General features: G+C 62.7%; 15 protein-coding genes. 6 read left to right on the top strand and 9 right to left on the bottom strand.

Translation table 11 applies throughout. The annotated features are described in order from the left end of the window. A partial coding sequence (locus tag ABIV12_RS16135; protein ID WP_348061207.1) for a class II fructose-bisphosphate aldolase occupies nucleotides 1-693 on the top strand: 693 nt, incomplete at its 5' end. Between the two features lie 139 nt (nucleotides 694-832). Then, nucleotides 833-2029 (top strand): GAF domain-containing sensor histidine kinase, encoded by a 1197-nt coding sequence (locus tag ABIV12_RS16130; RefSeq protein ID WP_348061202.1) that lies wholly within the window; start codon nucleotides 833-835, stop codon nucleotides 2027-2029. A gap of 114 nt (nucleotides 2030-2143) precedes the next feature. Here ABIV12_RS16130 and ABIV12_RS16125 read toward each other — a convergent pair whose 3' ends face one another. Further along, nucleotides 2144-2731 carry a DUF2306 domain-containing protein gene (locus tag ABIV12_RS16125; RefSeq protein ID WP_348061200.1) on the bottom strand — a complete coding sequence of 196 codons (588 nt, stop codon included), beginning with the start codon at nucleotides 2729-2731 and terminating at the stop codon, nucleotides 2144-2146. Between the two features lie 294 nt (nucleotides 2732-3025). Between ABIV12_RS16125 and ABIV12_RS16120 the strand changes: the two genes are divergently transcribed. Then, nucleotides 3026-3592: an ECF-type sigma factor gene (locus ABIV12_RS16120; protein ID WP_348061198.1), complete on the top strand. Its 567-nt coding sequence runs from the start codon at nucleotides 3026-3028 to the stop codon at nucleotides 3590-3592. Here the strand turns inward: ABIV12_RS16120 and ABIV12_RS16115 are convergent. Continuing rightward, nucleotides 3565-6486 carry a serine/threonine-protein kinase gene (locus ABIV12_RS16115; RefSeq protein WP_348061197.1) on the bottom strand — a complete coding sequence of 974 codons (2922 nt, stop codon included), beginning with the start codon at nucleotides 6484-6486 and terminating at the stop codon, nucleotides 3565-3567. The genes ABIV12_RS16120 and ABIV12_RS16115 overlap by 28 nt on opposite strands. 352 nt (nucleotides 6487-6838) lie before the next feature. On the opposite strand from ABIV12_RS16115, the gene ABIV12_RS16110 reads away from it, so the two are divergent. Continuing rightward, entirely contained in the window at nucleotides 6839-7336 is a 498-nt protein-coding gene (locus tag ABIV12_RS16110) for a hypothetical protein (protein ID WP_348061192.1), read from the top strand. 141 nt (nucleotides 7337-7477) lie between these two features. On the opposite strand, the gene cyoD is transcribed toward ABIV12_RS16110, so the two are convergent. From cyoD to crcB, 5 genes are all read right to left on the bottom strand, one after another. Beyond that, nucleotides 7478-7879, bottom strand: coding sequence for a cytochrome o ubiquinol oxidase subunit IV (gene cyoD / locus ABIV12_RS16105; protein WP_348061190.1), 402 nt, complete (start codon nucleotides 7877-7879; stop codon nucleotides 7478-7480). After that, nucleotides 7876-8526 (bottom strand): cytochrome (ubi)quinol oxidase subunit III, encoded by a 651-nt coding sequence (locus ABIV12_RS16100; protein WP_348061188.1) that lies wholly within the window; start codon nucleotides 8524-8526, stop codon nucleotides 7876-7878. Before ABIV12_RS16100 ends, cyoD begins: the two co-directional genes overlap by 4 nt. Then, nucleotides 8523-10508: a cytochrome o ubiquinol oxidase subunit I gene (gene cyoB, locus ABIV12_RS16095; protein ID WP_348061186.1), complete on the bottom strand. Its 1986-nt coding sequence runs from the start codon at nucleotides 10506-10508 to the stop codon at nucleotides 8523-8525. Before cyoB ends, ABIV12_RS16100 begins: the two co-directional genes overlap by 4 nt. Before the next feature lies 1 nt (nucleotide 10509). Beyond that, nucleotides 10510-11490: a ubiquinol oxidase subunit II gene (cyoA, locus tag ABIV12_RS16090; RefSeq protein ID WP_348061184.1), complete on the bottom strand. Its 981-nt coding sequence runs from the start codon at nucleotides 11488-11490 to the stop codon at nucleotides 10510-10512. Between the two features lie 221 nt (nucleotides 11491-11711). Then, on the bottom strand, nucleotides 11712-12191 hold the full coding sequence (gene crcB / locus ABIV12_RS16085; RefSeq protein ID WP_348061182.1) for a fluoride efflux transporter CrcB: 480 nt from the start codon (nucleotides 12189-12191) through the stop codon (nucleotides 11712-11714). A 307-nt stretch (nucleotides 12192-12498) separates the two neighbouring features. Here crcB and ABIV12_RS16080 point away from each other — a divergent pair, with 307 nt between their 5' ends. After that, the gene (locus ABIV12_RS16080; protein ID WP_348061211.1) at nucleotides 12499-12999 is read left to right on the top strand and encodes a fasciclin domain-containing protein; all 501 of its coding nucleotides are present in this window, start codon (nucleotides 12499-12501) and stop codon (nucleotides 12997-12999) included. 113 nt (nucleotides 13000-13112) lie between these two features. On the opposite strand, the gene ABIV12_RS16075 is transcribed toward ABIV12_RS16080, so the two are convergent. Next, nucleotides 13113-13715 (bottom strand): TetR/AcrR family transcriptional regulator, encoded by a 603-nt coding sequence (locus tag ABIV12_RS16075; protein ID WP_348061180.1) that lies wholly within the window; start codon nucleotides 13713-13715, stop codon nucleotides 13113-13115. Between the two features lie 92 nt (nucleotides 13716-13807). Here ABIV12_RS16075 and ABIV12_RS16070 point away from each other — a divergent pair, with 92 nt between their 5' ends. After that, a complete protein-coding gene (locus ABIV12_RS16070; RefSeq protein WP_348061178.1) occupies nucleotides 13808-14920 on the top strand; it encodes an aldo/keto reductase in 1113 nt (370 codons plus the stop codon). 281 nt (nucleotides 14921-15201) lie between these two features. Here the strand turns inward: ABIV12_RS16070 and ABIV12_RS16065 are convergent, their stop codons facing one another. Continuing rightward, entirely contained in the window at nucleotides 15202-15957 is a 756-nt protein-coding gene (locus tag ABIV12_RS16065; RefSeq protein WP_348061176.1) for an SDR family oxidoreductase, read from the bottom strand. Nucleotides 15958-15986 lie beyond the last annotated feature (29 nt).

Genomic DNA, 15986 nt, shown 5'->3' with positions numbered 1-15986 from the left:
CCGGCGAGCTACGAGTACAACGTCGACACGACCAGCCTCGTGTCGCGCATGGCGCACGCGATTGGTGTCTCGGTCGAAGGCGAACTCGGCTGCCTCGGCTCGCTCGAAACCGGCGAAGCGGGCGAGGAAGACGGCGTTGGCGCCGCCGGCAAGCTGACGCACGACATGTTGCTGACCGACCCCGATCAGGCGCGCGACTTCGTCGAGCGCACGAAGGTCGATGCGCTCGCGATCGCGATCGGAACGTCGCACGGCGCGTACAAGTTCACGCGCCAGCCGACCGGTGACATCCTCGACATGGACCGCATCCGCGCGATCCACCAGAAGATCCCCGATACGCACCTGGTGATGCACGGATCGAGCTCGGTACCGCAGGAATGGCTCAGGATCATTCGCGAGCACGGTGGCGAGATCAAGGAAACCTACGGCGTACCGGTCGAAGAGATCCAGCGTGGCATTGCGAGCGGTGTTCGCAAGGTCAACATCGACACCGACATACGCCTCGCGATGACTGGCGCGATGCGGAAATCCTTCAGCGACGACCGTAGCGAGTTCGATCCGCGCAAGGCGCTCAAGGCGGCGACCGCGGCGGCACGCGACATCTGCAAGGCGCGATTCATCGCGTTCGGTTGCGCGGGCCAGGCGTCGAAGATCCGACCGGTACCGTTGGAGGCGATGGCGTCGCGGTACTGATTGTTGTGGGTCATCGCCCGTCGATGCGATACGGGCCGCGCATGTCGTTGCCGCGGCCTCGCGCATCGATCGCGAGCTCCGTGCGGGCACGGTTCAATTGCCTTAGCATGGCGTCCATCATTCCCGATGACCGCCACCGATGTCGATTTCCACGTGTCCGCCGACTCCTGTCAACGAGTCGGCCCGCCTCGCGGCGCTGCGCAGTTACGGAATTCTCGACACTGCTTCCGAGGGTGCGTTCGACGACATCACGCGGCTCGCGGCACACATCTGCAACGTTCCGATTTCGGTCGTCAATTTCATCGACTCGGGACGGCAGTGGTTCAAGAGCGAGATCGGCCTCGGTGTGCGGGAAACTCCGCTGGCGCCGTCGATCTGTGCGCACGCGATCCTGCAGCCGGATCTGTTCGTGATCCCGGACACATTGCTGGACGATCGCTTTGCGAAGAATCCGCTGGTCGTCGGTAATCCGATGTTGCGGTTCTACGCCGGAGCCCCGTTGCTGACGACCGATGGTCTGTCGCTCGGCACCGTGTGCGTCCTCGACACGATTCCACGCGAGTTGAGTGACCAGCAGCGTGATGCGCTGCGAGCGCTCGCCCGCCAGGTAATGGCGCAGCTGGAGTTGCGCAAATCGCTGCACGCGGCAGAACGCTCCGCGCAGTTTCGAAAGCGCCTGATGGCGAGTCTCGGACATGACCTGAAGACACCATTGCGCGCCGCGTCCTACGCGCTGCACCGCATGGGCAAGTCGATCGGCGCAGACGGTATGCCGCATCTGGAGAAAGCGCAGGCTGCGCTTGAACAGATCGACTCGGAATTCAACGCGATCGTTGCCGCCGCAACGGCGGATGAAGGTGCTCCTGACGCGACCTTGTTTCCGATTGCCGAGGTGCTCGATCATCTTGCCAGCGTCTGGGCACGAACCGCCGCGGCGAAACGGGTGCGATTCTCGTACGTGCGATCCAGCGCGGCGGTGTCGAGTCATCCGATCCTGCTGTCAACCATCGTCGGCAACTTTCTCAGCAATGCGGTGAAATACGCGCCGGGTGGTCGCGTGGTGCTCGGTGTCCGGCGCCATCGTGATTCGCTCACGATCATCGTGGCAGACAACGGCATCGGCCTCGACGATCAGCAATCGTCGCATCTGTTCGACGCGTTCTCGCAAACCGATCCGCAAAGCGAAGGCCTGGGGCTCGGGCTGTGGATCGTCGGGCGGACTGCCGCATTGCTGGGTCACGCGATCGACGTCAAGTCGCGGCCGGGCGGCGGCTCCATCTTCGGCGTAACAGTGCCGATGGTGCGCGATGGAGACGCCTCGACATCGCGGCAGTGAGCGTTCACGCCGAGCCGAATGCAGGCCATGCGCGACGCCGTGCTGATCAATGCGGCGTCGAGATCCTGTGCGCTGCACGGATGCGGGGTCCGCAAAGCGGGATGGAGCGGAGTGTCACGCGCGCGCGGCCTTTGTGACCCGGCCTGTGCTCCGATCCTGTCGACCTGCCCACCATTCGTAGGCCAGAAGTGGCACGACCCAGCTGATCCAGAGCAGCGCGGGGATCATCACCGAGGGTGGGCCGAGCGTCATGACGCCTGGAACGAGCAGAGCCGCGCGAAACGCGACGAAGACGAAGGTGACGATGTAGTTGCGGATCATCCATCGGCGGTGCACCTGCGGCTTCCTGTTGCGAATTGCGGTGAATCCCATCAGCGCCGTGAACAGCCATGCGAGTTCGGTCGCAGCGAATGCCACCTGTATTCCAGGGCCGGCCGGAGTGGTCGCGATCAGTCCGGCGGCTCCCACGGCACCGACCAGCATCGCGAGCAGGTACGTGCGGCCTGTCCACCGGTGGATCGCGGGATACGACATTCGAACTTGGCTGAGGAACTGGAAGGGTCCCAGCAGCACGGTGAGCGTGCCGCCAGCCAGATGCGCCCACAGCCATTCACGTCGGGTCACGAACAGAAGGTACGCAGGGCCGCCGAGGTCTGCGTACTTCTGGTAGTTCACCCATAGAAAATGGAAGACCGCGAGCAAGAGCACAATCCATGCAGCGTTCGAGGCCGCGCGCTTGCTGCGGGCCAACGCGAGAATGGATGAAACGTCCCGAACGGGATGAGCCATCGTGGCGCCGTGAAAGGAATGCTGGCTCCCAGCCTACACGCCATCGGTTGGCAGACGGGTCACGTTTCACCACACGCATTCGAGCTGGCGAAGGCGAAGCAAATCGTCGGCGAGGGATTGATCCCAATCCGATTACAATGCGCCCATGACCCATCGCATCTCCGTACGGCGGGCTCTGAACGTGCAACGGCGCGATGGCGGTCGCCGATGAGCGCGAACGACGAGCCGTCCGACATGGCCGCTCCAACACCTGTCGAGGCACCGATGGTCGACGAGGTGTCGCTGCTTGCGCAGGTGCTGTATGCCGACATGATCCGGCTCGCGCGCAGGGAGCGCCGTTATGGTGCGCGTCCGTCCGATACGCTCGGCACCACCGCACTGGTGCATGAGGCGTATCTGAAACTGGCGCGTCAGTCGTCGTTCCAGAGCCGCGCGCATTTTCTCAATACGGCGGCATTGGCGATGCGTCAGGTGCTCGTGTCGCACGCCCGTTCACGCATGCGACTGAAGAACGGCGCGGGTGAAGTGCCGTTGGACATCACGGACGTGGAAATCCTCGCGGAAACGGACGAGCAGGTGGTCGCGCTGGATGACGCTCTGGTTGCGCTGGAGCAGCAATCACCGCGGCTGGCTCGGTTGGTCGAGTGTCGTTACTTCGCAGGTTATTCCGACAGCGAGACCGCGATGGCACTCGGTATCAGCGAACGAACCGTTCAACGCGACTGGACGATGGCGAAGGCAATGCTCTACGGCGTGCTCGACCCCGATGTCTGACGAAGTCTGGCGGACGCGATTGCATCTGCGGGGAGATAGCGCGGTGACAGGTTCGGATGCGCACGCCATGCAACGACAGCTTTCGCATGTGCGAGGTCGGCGTCCTTCGGACGCTGCAGCGCGCGCAGTGCCTGCTCCAGCGGCATCGCCACTTCCGCGATCTTCGGACTGATCGGAAGCAGGCGCTCCTCGCGCATCGCAAGCGAATCCTGCAGCAGTGGAACCGCCGATGCCGGGTCGCCGTCGCGCAGCCTGCCCACGCCTTCGAGCAATTGGGCTTCGGCGATCGTGAGCGCAATGTGCTTCGCGGTCGGTGTCGCAAGGGCCTCGATCCGTGCGTGCGATGCAAATTCGATTGCGCGTTTGTTATTGCCATCCGCCAGTTCGATGCGTGCGCGAAGAAGTGAGTCCTGGATCGGCACCAGCCAATTGGATGGTGTCTGTTCGCCCCGCAGGTCACTGGCAAAGATCGAGCGTGCTTCTTCGATCTTCCCCGCATCGATCGCGAGCCGTATGCGCAGCAGGGAATTCAGGCGATTGGGCGGCGAGCCGGCCCGCTGACGGATCGTGCGTGCACGTTCGAGAGCCTGTTCCGCCGACGCGCGGTTGCCGAGGTCGATCCACACGTCGGCCAGTTGGTCGATCGCTGAAGACACGGAAAGATCATTGGGCCGATGTCGCTCGATCGATGCAACGGAGGCCTGCAAGTCGCGCTCGCCATTTTCGAGATCTCCTTCCGCCCCCTCGGCGCCTCCGCACTGCTCGTTGGCGGTGCGCACGTGGAAGGGCTCGTCGGCGCCCAGCAATTGCACGGCCCTGTCCCGCGCATTGCACAGCTCGGTCGCTGCCTGTACCGGATGTCCCGTCTCTTTCAGCACCATTGCGATCTGCATGTGTGCCCGGATCGCAAAGACATGCTGCTCGCCGTTGATCGCGAGCGCCTGACGCAGCGATTCGGCGGCACTCGCGGCCGCATCGTCGTAGCGGAGCATCAAGGCTTGAGTCAGCGAGAGCTGGTAATTGGTGATCACCAGATCCGGGTTGACAGGTCCGTCAACCTCGGTGGACCGTGCGATCGACGTCCGGTACGCAGCGATGGTTTCTTCGTTGCGATGCAGATAACCCGCTGTCAGACCGACCAGATAATACGCTTCGGCTGATTGCGAAGACGCCGGCAGCGAATCGAACAGCGCCACCGCCTCCAGTGCAAGCGAATGGGCGCGCGGAATATCGATCGTCTGCAGATGCTCCGCCAGTTGCAGCAGATATCTGCCGCGCAGTTCCGGCGACGACTGCGGCGACGCGTCGAGAAGGCGCCCGGCGGTGTCGAGCGTCGGTTGCGTTTCCTCCATCGCCTTGGACGATCGCAGCACATCGGCCAGCGCGAGCAGGTCCGGCACGCGCTCTTGCGCATCGTCCGGGTGGAGCGTTGCGCTGAGTTCCGCGGCGGCGCGGCGGAGTCGCAGTTCCTCGTCGCGCAATTGAAGGTCGTGGTAGAGATCGCCGAAGACACGCAGCAGTCGCAGCCGCGCGTCGGGTGCGTCCGCGAGCGAGCTCGTGACCTTCTCCGCGCCGATGTCGAGCAGTTCGCGTACCGGTGTCTGCCGCGCTTTCACCGGATCGGGCTGACGACTGCGGTTGGCGCGAAAGAGGTCGAGCATGAACCCCTGGACGGCGGTGGCATGGCGGGCCTCGAGCTCCGCGCGCCGCGCTTGCGACGCGACCAGGAACACGCTCGTCAGCAGCATGCCGAAGAGTGCTGACGCAGCCGCGATCGGCAGCCAGTGTCGACGCACGAATCGCCGGGCGACGTACGCACCGGCACCCGCCCGCGCGCGCACGGGACGATGCTCGAGATGGTTCTTCACGTCTTCTGCAAGCGCGCGCGCATCGGCATAGCGGCTGGCGGGTTCCGAGCGCAGTGCGCGCGCGACGATTGCGTCGAGATCGCCCGCGAGGACTCTCGACGGGATCCCTGCTGTCGTCGCGGCGATCCTGCTCGGCACGCGCACCGATTCGCGCACCAGCCGTTCGGCTGCGATGCCGAGCGGAGTCTGGCTTTCGGGCCAGGGCAGTACGCCGGTCAGCAATTCGAACAGGATGATTCCCAGCGAGTACGCGTCCGACGCCGTCGTCGCAAGATTTCCACTGAGCTGTTCGGGCGACGCATATCCGGGCGACAGCTGCAGTGTCTGCGTGTCGCCCGCGAGTGTTCCTGGATCGAGGATCTTCGCGATGCCGAAGTCCAGCAGCTTGATGCGTCCCTCGGCCGTCACCAGGATATTGGTTGGTTTCAGATCGCGATGCACCACCAGTCGGGTGTGCGCGTAGGCCACCGCGTCGCAGATCTGCAGGAACAGGTCGAGGCGCCGTTCGAGGGACAGTCGGCTCGCGTCGCAGTACTCGGTCAGGCGTTGACCTTCGACATATTCCATCACCATGTACGCGCCGGCTTCGGCGTCGAAGCCGCCGTGATAGAGGCGTGCGATGCCGGGATGCTCGAGACTCGCCAGAATCTTCCGCTCGTTGCCGAAACGCGTCGCAAGCTCGGGATGCCGGCCGTGCAGCAGTTTCACGGCGGCACGTTGTTCGAAGCCGCCGGCCACGCGCTCGGCGAGCCACACTTCGGCGGAGCCGCCACTGCCGATCGGAGTGATGAGCCGATAGTCTCCGATCAGGCGCCCCGCCTCGAATGCCGGAACACTGGCGATGTCGCGCTGGGAAACCAGCAACGGGCGTTCGAGGAATCCCCCATCTTCCTCTGCAAGCGCAAGTGCGTCTGCTGCCCGCGTGGCAATCGAGGCGTCGGTTCCGGACAGTGTTTGCACATACGCCGTGCGCTCGGATGCGGACAACGGCAGCAACCGCGCCAGCATGGCCTGGCGTTCCTGCATGGTCGGTCCTGAAGGCATCCGGCATTCCGCTCCCGACGACCCCGGACGGGATCGGCATTCGTGTTGATTGTACGGAGGAAGCCGCGCCTCATTGAAGCGCAGCGTTCAACCGATAGAACTGCGGATTGTTCGGGCCACGAGCTTGGCGTGAAGGCGCAGCCGCGTCGTTGAAACAGCGCGCCTACGCGGCCGTCCGTCGGTGACGTTCAGCGCGTGTTGGGTGGACGGCGCGCGTTGTCTGAATATCGTGTGGCTGAACGCCACGTCTGGCGACGCGCTTCGGCGATGACGCTAAAATCAGGTCTCCCGCTCAAATGCCCGCGGCAACGCCGATCACTTCAGAGGAAGCTGCATGAAGCACAGAAAAGTATTCAAGGTCGAAACGATGCCGATGGCACGTCAGGCAATCGCGGAAGCGACCGCGGCCGGTGCCGGAGACGATGACGTGCTGCTGATTGCGCGGCACGACATCGAGATGGAAGAGATCCCGCCGGACCGCGTCGACGCCACCACGGACATGATCCCGGCAGCGTTGCGCGGTGCCGTCGGCGGCGGCGTCACCGGATTGGTCGCAGGTCTGGTTGCGCTCGCGTTTCCGCCGATCGGAATGACCATTGCCGGCGCGGGTCTGTTGACTGCCGCTGGAGGCCTGGTGGGCACGTTTTCAGCCTCACTCGCCGGCGCTTCGGTACCCAATCCGATTCGCCAGGCCTTCGAGAAGGAAATCGCTGCCGGTGCCATCCTGATCGTTGTCGATATCGAGGCGGACGATGTCGAGACGCTGGAAAGCCGCATGACGGCAATCGGCGCGCAGGCGATGCCGTTCGACTCGATCAGCGCGCTCTCCTGATGAGCCCCTGACGATGAGCGACACCGCGCATCGTCGCGGTGTCGCCTGTTTCGGTTGATCGCAGGAACAATGCGGCGTGATGTCCGCGCAGCGAGCGTTGACGGGTGTCGCCGCAGCGCGGACTCTCGTCCGTTTCGATGGTCAGCGTTGTCGATTGATGATTTCGTCCATCGGCAGCATGGAATGGTTGAGATGGGTCATGATCCACAGCGATCCGAAGACCAGCAGCATCACGATCAGCAGGCCGAAGGCGAGCGCGAGGACGTTGTTGACGTTGTCGGGTCCGGATGTGATGTGCAGGAAGAACACCAGGTGTACGCCCATCTGGGCGATCGCCAGGACGGACAGCGCAATCGGAATGCTCGGCGCCCACACCAGCGTGCTTCGGGCAATGTAGAACGACATCACCGACAGCAGCGTTGCGAGCGCGAAGCCGATCAGGTAACCGGTCACCGCTTTGCGTATTCCGCCCGCGTCGTGTTCGTCGCCTGGCGCGACGTCGTCATGGGGCGATGCGTCTGCAGACATTCCATGCAGGTTCATTGGCTGATACCGACCAGGTAGACGAGGCTGAAGAGGGCGACCCAGATGATGTCGAGGGTGTGCCAGAACAGGCCGAAGCACAGGATGCGGCGGAGCACATCGTCACGGAAACCCTTGGCGACCACTTGCGCCATCATCGTCAGCAACCACAGCAATCCGGCGGTGACGTGGAGGCCGTGGCACCCGATCAGGGCGAAGAATGCGGATAGAAAAGCGCTCCGGTCCGGTCCTGCGCCGGCCTCGATCAGGCCGGTGAACTCGTGGATCTCGAGTCCGAGAAAAGTGGCGCCGAGAACAAACGTCGCAACCATCGCGCAATGGAACAGCCGGCGGTTTCCGTACTGCGCGCCGATGCCGGCCAGCCCGCAAAAGAGGCTCGACGTCAGCAGGCAGGCGGTTTCAATCGCGACCGTGTGGAGTTCGAACAGATCGCGCCCGCGTGGCCCGCCGGCGGTCGCGTCAGTGAGCACCGCGTACGTCGCGAAAAACGCGGCAAACATGATGATGTCGCTGATCAGGAAGATCCAGAACCCGTAGCCGACCACCACGCGCTTCGCCGCGGCGTGAGCGTGCGGATCGGTGATGTTCTGTGCGAGTGGTCGATTGCCGTCGTGCTTCGGCATGGTCGACGCCATTGTCGCGCTCATCGCGTTGCCTCGCTGCGTGCGTGCCGATTGGCACGATCGAGGGAAACGACGATGTCGCGCGGAATGATCTCCTCGTGGTCGTCGCGCCAGGCGAGCACCACGAAGGTCGCGAACGCACCGACGAAAGCGACGATGACCAGCCACCAGATGTGCCAGATCAGCGCGAAGCCCATGATCGTTGCGAAGAATGCGCAGATGAATCCGGTCGCACTGTTGCGCGGCATTTCAATGGCGGCGTACGGCGGCTCGGCGTCCGGCGCTGCCTGTTCGCGTGCGCGCTGTTTCATGTGCCAGTAAGGCTCTTCGCCTTCCACGTCCGGAATCACGGCGAAGTTGAACAGTGGCGGCGGTGATGCGGTCGCCCATTCGAGCGAGCGGCCGTTCCACGGATCGCCGGTGGCGTCGCGCAGCGTGTCACGATGCCGGATGCTGTAGACAAGCTGCACGATCTGCAACACGATCCCGACGAGGATCAGCAACGCTCCGAAGGCGGCCAGCAGGACCCACGGTCGCCACGCCGCCACTTCGTAATGCTGAAGACGCCTTGTCATTCCTTCGAGGCCAAGCCAGTAGAGCGGCATGAATGCGCAGTAGAAGCCGGTGGTCCAGAACCAGAACGCGGCCTTGCCGAGCCCTTCGTGCAGTCGGAATCCGAACGCCTTCGGAAACCAGTAGGTGTAGCCGGCAAACGCGCCGAACAGCACGCCGCCGATGATCACGTTGTGGAAATGCGCGACGAGGAAAAGACTGTTGTGCAGCACGAAGTCCGCCGGCGGCACCGCGAGCAACACCCCTGTCATGCCGCCGATCAGGAACGTCACCATGAAGCCGAGCGCCCACAGGATCGGCACCGAGAACACGATGCGGCCGCCGTACATCGTGAACAGCCAGTTGAAGATCTTCACGCCGGTCGGCACCGCGATGATCATTGTTGCGATGCCGAAGATCGCGTTGACGTTGGCGCCCGCGCCCATGGTGAAGAAGTGGTGCAGCCAGACCATGAACGCGAGGATGCAGATCGCCATCGTCGCCGCAACCATCGATCGGTAGCCGAACAATGGCTTGCCGGAAAACGTCGCGAACACTTCGGAGAAAATGCCGAATGCGGGAAGAACGAGGATGTACACCTCGGGATGCCCCCACGCCCAGATGAGGTTCATGAACATCATCACGTTGCCGCCGGCTTCGTTGGTGAAGAAGTGAAAGCCGAGATAGCGGTCGAGCAGGAGCATCGCGAACGTCGCGGTGAGGATCGGAAACGCGGCGACGATCAGCAGGTTCGATGCAAGCGTGGTCCAGCAGAACATCGGCATGCGCAGATACGTCATGCCGGGAGCGCGTACCTTGAGTACCGTGGTGACGAGGTTCACTCCGGAAAGGAGGGTTCCGACGCCCGATATCTGAAGCGCCCACAGGTAATAGTCGACGCCGACGCCGGGCGAATAGGCCAGTTCCGACAGAGGGGGGTAGGGCAGCCAGCCGGTGCGTGCGAATTCGCCGACGACGAGCGAGATGTTGACCAGCAACGCGCCCGTCGCGGTCAGCCAGAATCCGACGGAGTTCAACGTCGGAAACGCGACGTCACGCGCGCCAAGCTGCAGCGGCACGACGAAATTCATCAGCCCGATCATGAACGGCATCGCGACGAAGAAGATCATCATCGTGCCGTGCGCCGAAAAAATCTGGTTGTAATGTTCGGGCGGCAGGTAACCGGGAGCGTTGAACGCGAGCGCCTGCTGGGAACGCATCAGCAGCGCATCGGCGAATCCGCGCAGAAGCATGACCATCGCGAGAAGGACATACATCACGCCGATCCGCTTGTGGTCGACGCTGGTGAGCCACTCCTTCCAGAGGTAGGGGAAATGGCCCTTGGCAAACACCCAGCCGAGAACGCCAATGATGCCGAGTGCGACGATGCCGGACGCCACCATGACGATCGGCTGGTCGAACGGAATTGCCTGCCAGCTGAGTTTTCCCCACATGTCAGTGCTCCGCGTGTGGGGCAGAAGAAATGCCGTCGACGGCCATCTCCGGACCGGGTCCCGCGGGAACGCCCAGCATGACGATCTTGTGGAACAACGTCGGCTCGACCGAACCGAACAGCATCACCGGATCGTCGATCGACTGGCGCGACAGCGTCGCGTAGCGTGGCTCGTCGAGCGCAACCCCGTCACGTTTCGTCGCAGCGATCCAATGGTCGAAGTCATCCTGCGTGACGGCTTTCGTCTCGAAGTGCATGTCGGAGAATCCTTCGCCGCTGTAGTGCGAACTCAGGCCGGCAAACGTTCCAGGTTCATCGGCCTGCAGGTTCAGCGACGTGACCATCCCGTTCATCGTGTAGATCATGCTACCGAGCTGCGGAATGAAGAACGCGTTCATCACGCTGGCCGACGTCAGCGAGAAATGCAGCGGCGTGGCGGCTGGAATCACCAGCTCGTTGAGCGCAGCGACGCCTTGTTCCGGATAAATGAACAGCCACTTCCAGTCGAGCGAAACGACCTGGATTTCGAGCGCCTGTTTCGTCGACGCCAATGGCTTTGCGGGGTCGAGCGCGTAGGAGCCGAGCCACGTCACGCCCCCGAGAAGAATGATCACCATGCATGGGATCGCCCATACGACGAGCTCGATCTGTCCGGAGAATTCCCAGTCAGGTCGGTAGCGCGCTTTGTTGTTCGACGCACGGAACCACCAGGCGATTCCGACGAGTGCGACGATCGTTGGAATCACGATCGACAGCATGATCGCGAGCGAATCGATGAGGATGGTTTTTTCCGCGGTGCCGACTGGACCGCGTGGATTGAGCACCCCGTGACCACACGCGGTGAGAGCAAGCGAAGCGGTCACCGCGAACGAGCGGAGCGACACGCCCAACGCACGTCGCTGAGGAGAGTCACCTTCGACCTCCCGCATCCACACAGGGCGGTTGTTCGAGGATGCGTTGCGATTGGGCGTCGCCAACTTCACGGTTGAACCGCCTCGAGAGCCGGTGCGAGCGGCGAACGGGATCATCGAGCACAATTCCGGCACTTCTGCATCCGCCCGGTTGGTTGTCGCGCACATCGTGCTCGTGCGTCGGCAAGATGGATCACGCTCATTTCCTGAATATCCTGCCACGTCATCATGGCACGGACGATCGAACCAAACTCCCAACGGGATGCGCGAATTGTCGCATCGTTTGTTGCACTCTAAATCGAGCGCGACGGTCCACGAACGCGCTGCACTTCTGCAATCGCGGATTCACCTTCGATCGCCACCTGCACCATTCGGGAATCTCCGCCGCGCCAACGCGAAGCGATCCAATGCCCCAGTGCGACCGCGAGGATGCACAGAACAACAGACGCGACCACGTTGATCAACGCACGCACGACCGCGCCCGATCGCAGCAGGTCGAGCGTCTGCAGGCTGAATGCCGAGAACGTGGTGTAGCCCCCGCAAACCCCGACCATCATGAAGATCCGCACATTCTCCGACGCCGGAAATCTGCCGTCGGCGAGGGTCAGCGTGCCGACGAATCCAATCAGGAACGAGCCGATCACGTTGATCAGAATGGTGGCGATCGGTAACTCGCGGCTGATTGACAGCCCGGCGAATGAAAGAAGGTAACGCGCGATGGTGCCGAGTGCGCCGCCGAACCCGACAATGAGACACGACCACAAGGTAGGCATCGCAAACTCCTGCTGCGCGCGATCCGGCGACGAAGGGTGGAATCAAATGCACAACGACTCTCCAGATATGGCCGTAGGCGCCTTCCGACTTCACGCTCTCATTGTGACGCGCAAGTGAACGGAATCAAAGCGATTGCGCCGATGTTGAATCCGTTCCGAAGTGCGCTTCGTATCTGTCGCTGTTCCCAGTCTGGAACCACCCACATTTACGGAGATGCACATGAACCTGTTCAAGAATCGACTGACCCTCGCCATTGCCGCCACTGCCTTGGCCTTCGGATGCGCATCGACCACGTTTGCCGCAGGCATGGGCTCGATGGGCAAGGAAACGACCGTCACGGTCGGCGGCGCACCGATGTATTCGACAAAGAACATCATCGAGAATGCGGTCAACTCGAAGGACCACACGACGCTCGTTGCTGCCGTCAAGGCCGCTGGCCTCGTTGAAACGCTGTCGGGAACGGGGCCGTTCACCGTCTTCGCGCCGACCAACGCGGCGTTCGATGCGTTGCCCGCAGGGACGGTGGACACGCTGCTGAAGCCGGAAAACAAGGACAAGCTCACCGCGATCCTCACCTACCACGTTGTGCCGGGTCACCTGACGTCCAAGGACATCGAGGCGCTTGCGATGAAGTCGGGCGGCACCGCTGAACTGAAGACGGTGCAGGGTGAGTCGCTGAAGGTGATGAAGTCGGGCAACGCATGGGTCGTCGTCGACAGCAAGGGCAACAAGGCGGACATCACGACCGCGAACGTACTGCAGTCGAACGGCGTGATCCATGTCGTCGACAAGGTTCTGATGCCGTAACGGGAACCGATCGCTCTCGTCGATCGAACTGCACTATGTAACGATTCAACGGACGTTGAAGCGCCCGCTGATTTCGATCAGCGGGTGCTTTGTCGTGGGCAACTATCGGACGGTCACCGATGCGGCCATGCGGCCATCGCCGCTTCCGCGACGCGAAGTATTTTCTCGCGCCTCGCACCATCGCGCGCAAGCGTGGAAAGTCCTTGGATCGTTGCCATCACAAAGCCGGCAAGGGCATCCGCATCGACGCCCGAGGGCAGCACGCCCTTGCGGACATCGTCGGCGATTTTTTCCTTGATGCGTGCTTCGATCTTCTTTCGAATGACCGCCAACTGACGCTGTACGTCCGCCGCAGCGGGTGAGCAACTGATGGTGGACGTCGCCAGCAAGCAACCTCGCGGTGTCGAGGCGCCCGTGAATCCGATGGCCGATGTACGCAGCAGGGCGGTGGCCGCTGCGTGCGCATCGGGCGCGTCGTCGATCAGCGTTTGCGCAGTCACCGGCCCTGACACGTAGCGGGAGACCGCTTCGAGGAACAACTGCTTCTTGTCTCCAAACGCTGCATAGATGCTTGGCGCAGTCACCCCCATCGCCTTGGTGAGCGCGCCAAGCGACGTTCCCTCGTAGCCGCTCTGCCAGAACAGACGCATCGCCTGATCGAGCGCGATGTTCCTGTCGAACGACAGCGGACGGCCTGGTTTTCGCGCAATCCTCATTGAATCCTGTTTCATACCGAACACTATGAAACCAACTGCGTGCCGATTCAACGGCGGGTGTAAGATACGTATCGATCACTATGGAATAAACCATGTCTCTTCGTAACTACCGCTCACTGGGCCGATCCGGCCTCGTCGTCAGCCCACTCGCGCTCGGCACCATGACGTTCGGAACAGAACGGTGGGGGTCGGACGAAGCGGCGTCGCGGGAGATCTTCGATGCCTACGTCGATGCTGGCGGAAACTTCATCGATACGGTGGACGTCTATGCTGACGGCCGCAGCGAGGAGATGGTGGGGCAGTTCATCGCCGACCGTGGCCTGCGTGATCAGATGGTGGTTGCGACCAAGGCCGGATTCGCCTCGGGTCAGGGGCTGCATGCGGGAGGCAATGGAGCGCGGCATCTGCATGCGTCGATCGAGCGTTCACTCGGTCGGCTGCGGACAAACCATATCGACCTCTTCTGGTTGCACGTCTGGGATTCGGTGACACCCGCGGAAGAAATCCTCGAAACAATGACAACGCTGGTCCGTTCCGGAAAGGTTCGCTACTGGGGCGTGTCCAATGCGCCGGCGTGGTTCGTCGCCAAGCTCGCAACGCTGGCCGCAGTTCGAGGCACGGTTGCTCCGATCGCACTTCAGTATTTTTATTCGCTGGTCAATCGTGATGTCGAGGATGAGCACCTCGTGGTGGCGAACGAATTTGGCATGGGATTTGTACCGTGGAGTCCACTTGCTTTCGGACTACTGACCGGCAAATACAATCGCAGCGTGGTGGAGGCGGGCGATCCGCGGGCGTCCGGGCTCCCGCGTGATGCTGCGGTTTCCGGTGCGATGCGACCTGCCGACGACAAACGGCTCAACGGTGCGAACCCGTTTGGTGACAGCCTCTTCACCGAGCGCAACTGGCACATCGTGGAAGTGGTGAAGACCATTGCGGTGGAGCTGGGACAAAGTCCGTCCCGTGTCGCGTTATCGTGGGTGACGGGTCGCCCGGGCATTTCATCGACGCTGATGGGCGCCAGTCGCTCTGTCCAGGTGGTCGACAATATCGGTGCCCTGTCGCTCGCGTTGTCGCCCGACCATCTGGCGGCGCTCGAGGCGGCCAGCGCGAACGATCCCCGGATGCTATACCGCTTGTTCCAGCCCGAGATGCGTCAGCACGCCATCTTCGGGGGTGCTGCCGTGCGTCCGTGGCGCCAGTAAACATCAGACGACTGTCTGGGGGATCTAGATATGAGTTTTCTTCGAGCGGGGAGGGCGGTTTGATCGCGGCGCCAACGTTCCTGCCCGATCAGTAATAGTGCTCCCAGTCCTCCAGTGGCGCGAGGCGACCGGATGCGTGATTGCCGCCCGGTCCGTCTTGCCGCGGCGAGAAATCGGCATTCGACGAATCCGTTGTGGATTGCGCATCCAATTCACTCGGCGAAGCGCACGTGTTCAACAAACAGGACATCATTTCGGGCTTCTTCACGCTGTGCGAGTGCCTAACCGTTCGAAGGGGGCGTGACTCTGACCAGTGGGCGCACGGCGCTGAATCCACCATCCACCCCGATCACCTGCCCGGTGATCCACGCGGCGTCATCCGACAACAGGAACCCGGCGAGTGCCGCAGCATCCGCGGCCTCGCCGTGTCGGCCCAGCGGATACTGTGCCGCGGCCTGCTGCACGCTCCGCTCGGTGGCGAGCATGCGTGTCGTCATCGGCGTCCTCATCAATCCTGGCGCGATCGCGTTGAAGCGAATTCCCTTCGCTGAATAGTCGGCGGCGAGCGAGCGGACGAGCGATTCCACGCCTGCCTTTGCGGCGGCGATGGCGGCATGATTCGCGACGCCGCGGGCGGCCACCACCGAACTGAAAAGCACCGCGCTTCCAGGCAGTCCTTTCCGGGCAAGCGAGGCAACCCAGGCCTTCGACGTGAAGAACGCGCTATCGAGGTTCGCTGCCATCACGCTCCGGTAGTCCAGTTCGCTGGTGCGTTCGATCGAGCCGATGAAGCTGCTGCCTGCACAGTGCGCGAGTGCAAACGGCGGAGTGCCGAGGGCGTCGGATGCAGACTCGATCGCGTGAAGGGCCCCCGCTTCGGTGGAAACGTCTGCTTCGATCGCGGTCACACTGTCCGATGCAGGTTCGGCACTCATCCGTCGCCCGACCCGCACGATCCGCCAACCGTTGTCACGCAGGAGAGCAGCGAGCGCCGTTGCAACGCCTCCGCTGCCACCGGTGATCAAAACCGTTTTCATGCCGACGATGTTCCTGTCTGTTCGTTGCG

The sequence above is a fragment of the Dokdonella sp. genome, from assembly GCF_039926425.1.
GTDB lineage: Bacteria > Pseudomonadota > Gammaproteobacteria > Xanthomonadales > Rhodanobacteraceae > Dokdonella_A.
The sequence above is the reverse complement of the archived record's forward strand: the minus strand, read 5'-3'. Positions and strand labels throughout refer to the sequence as shown.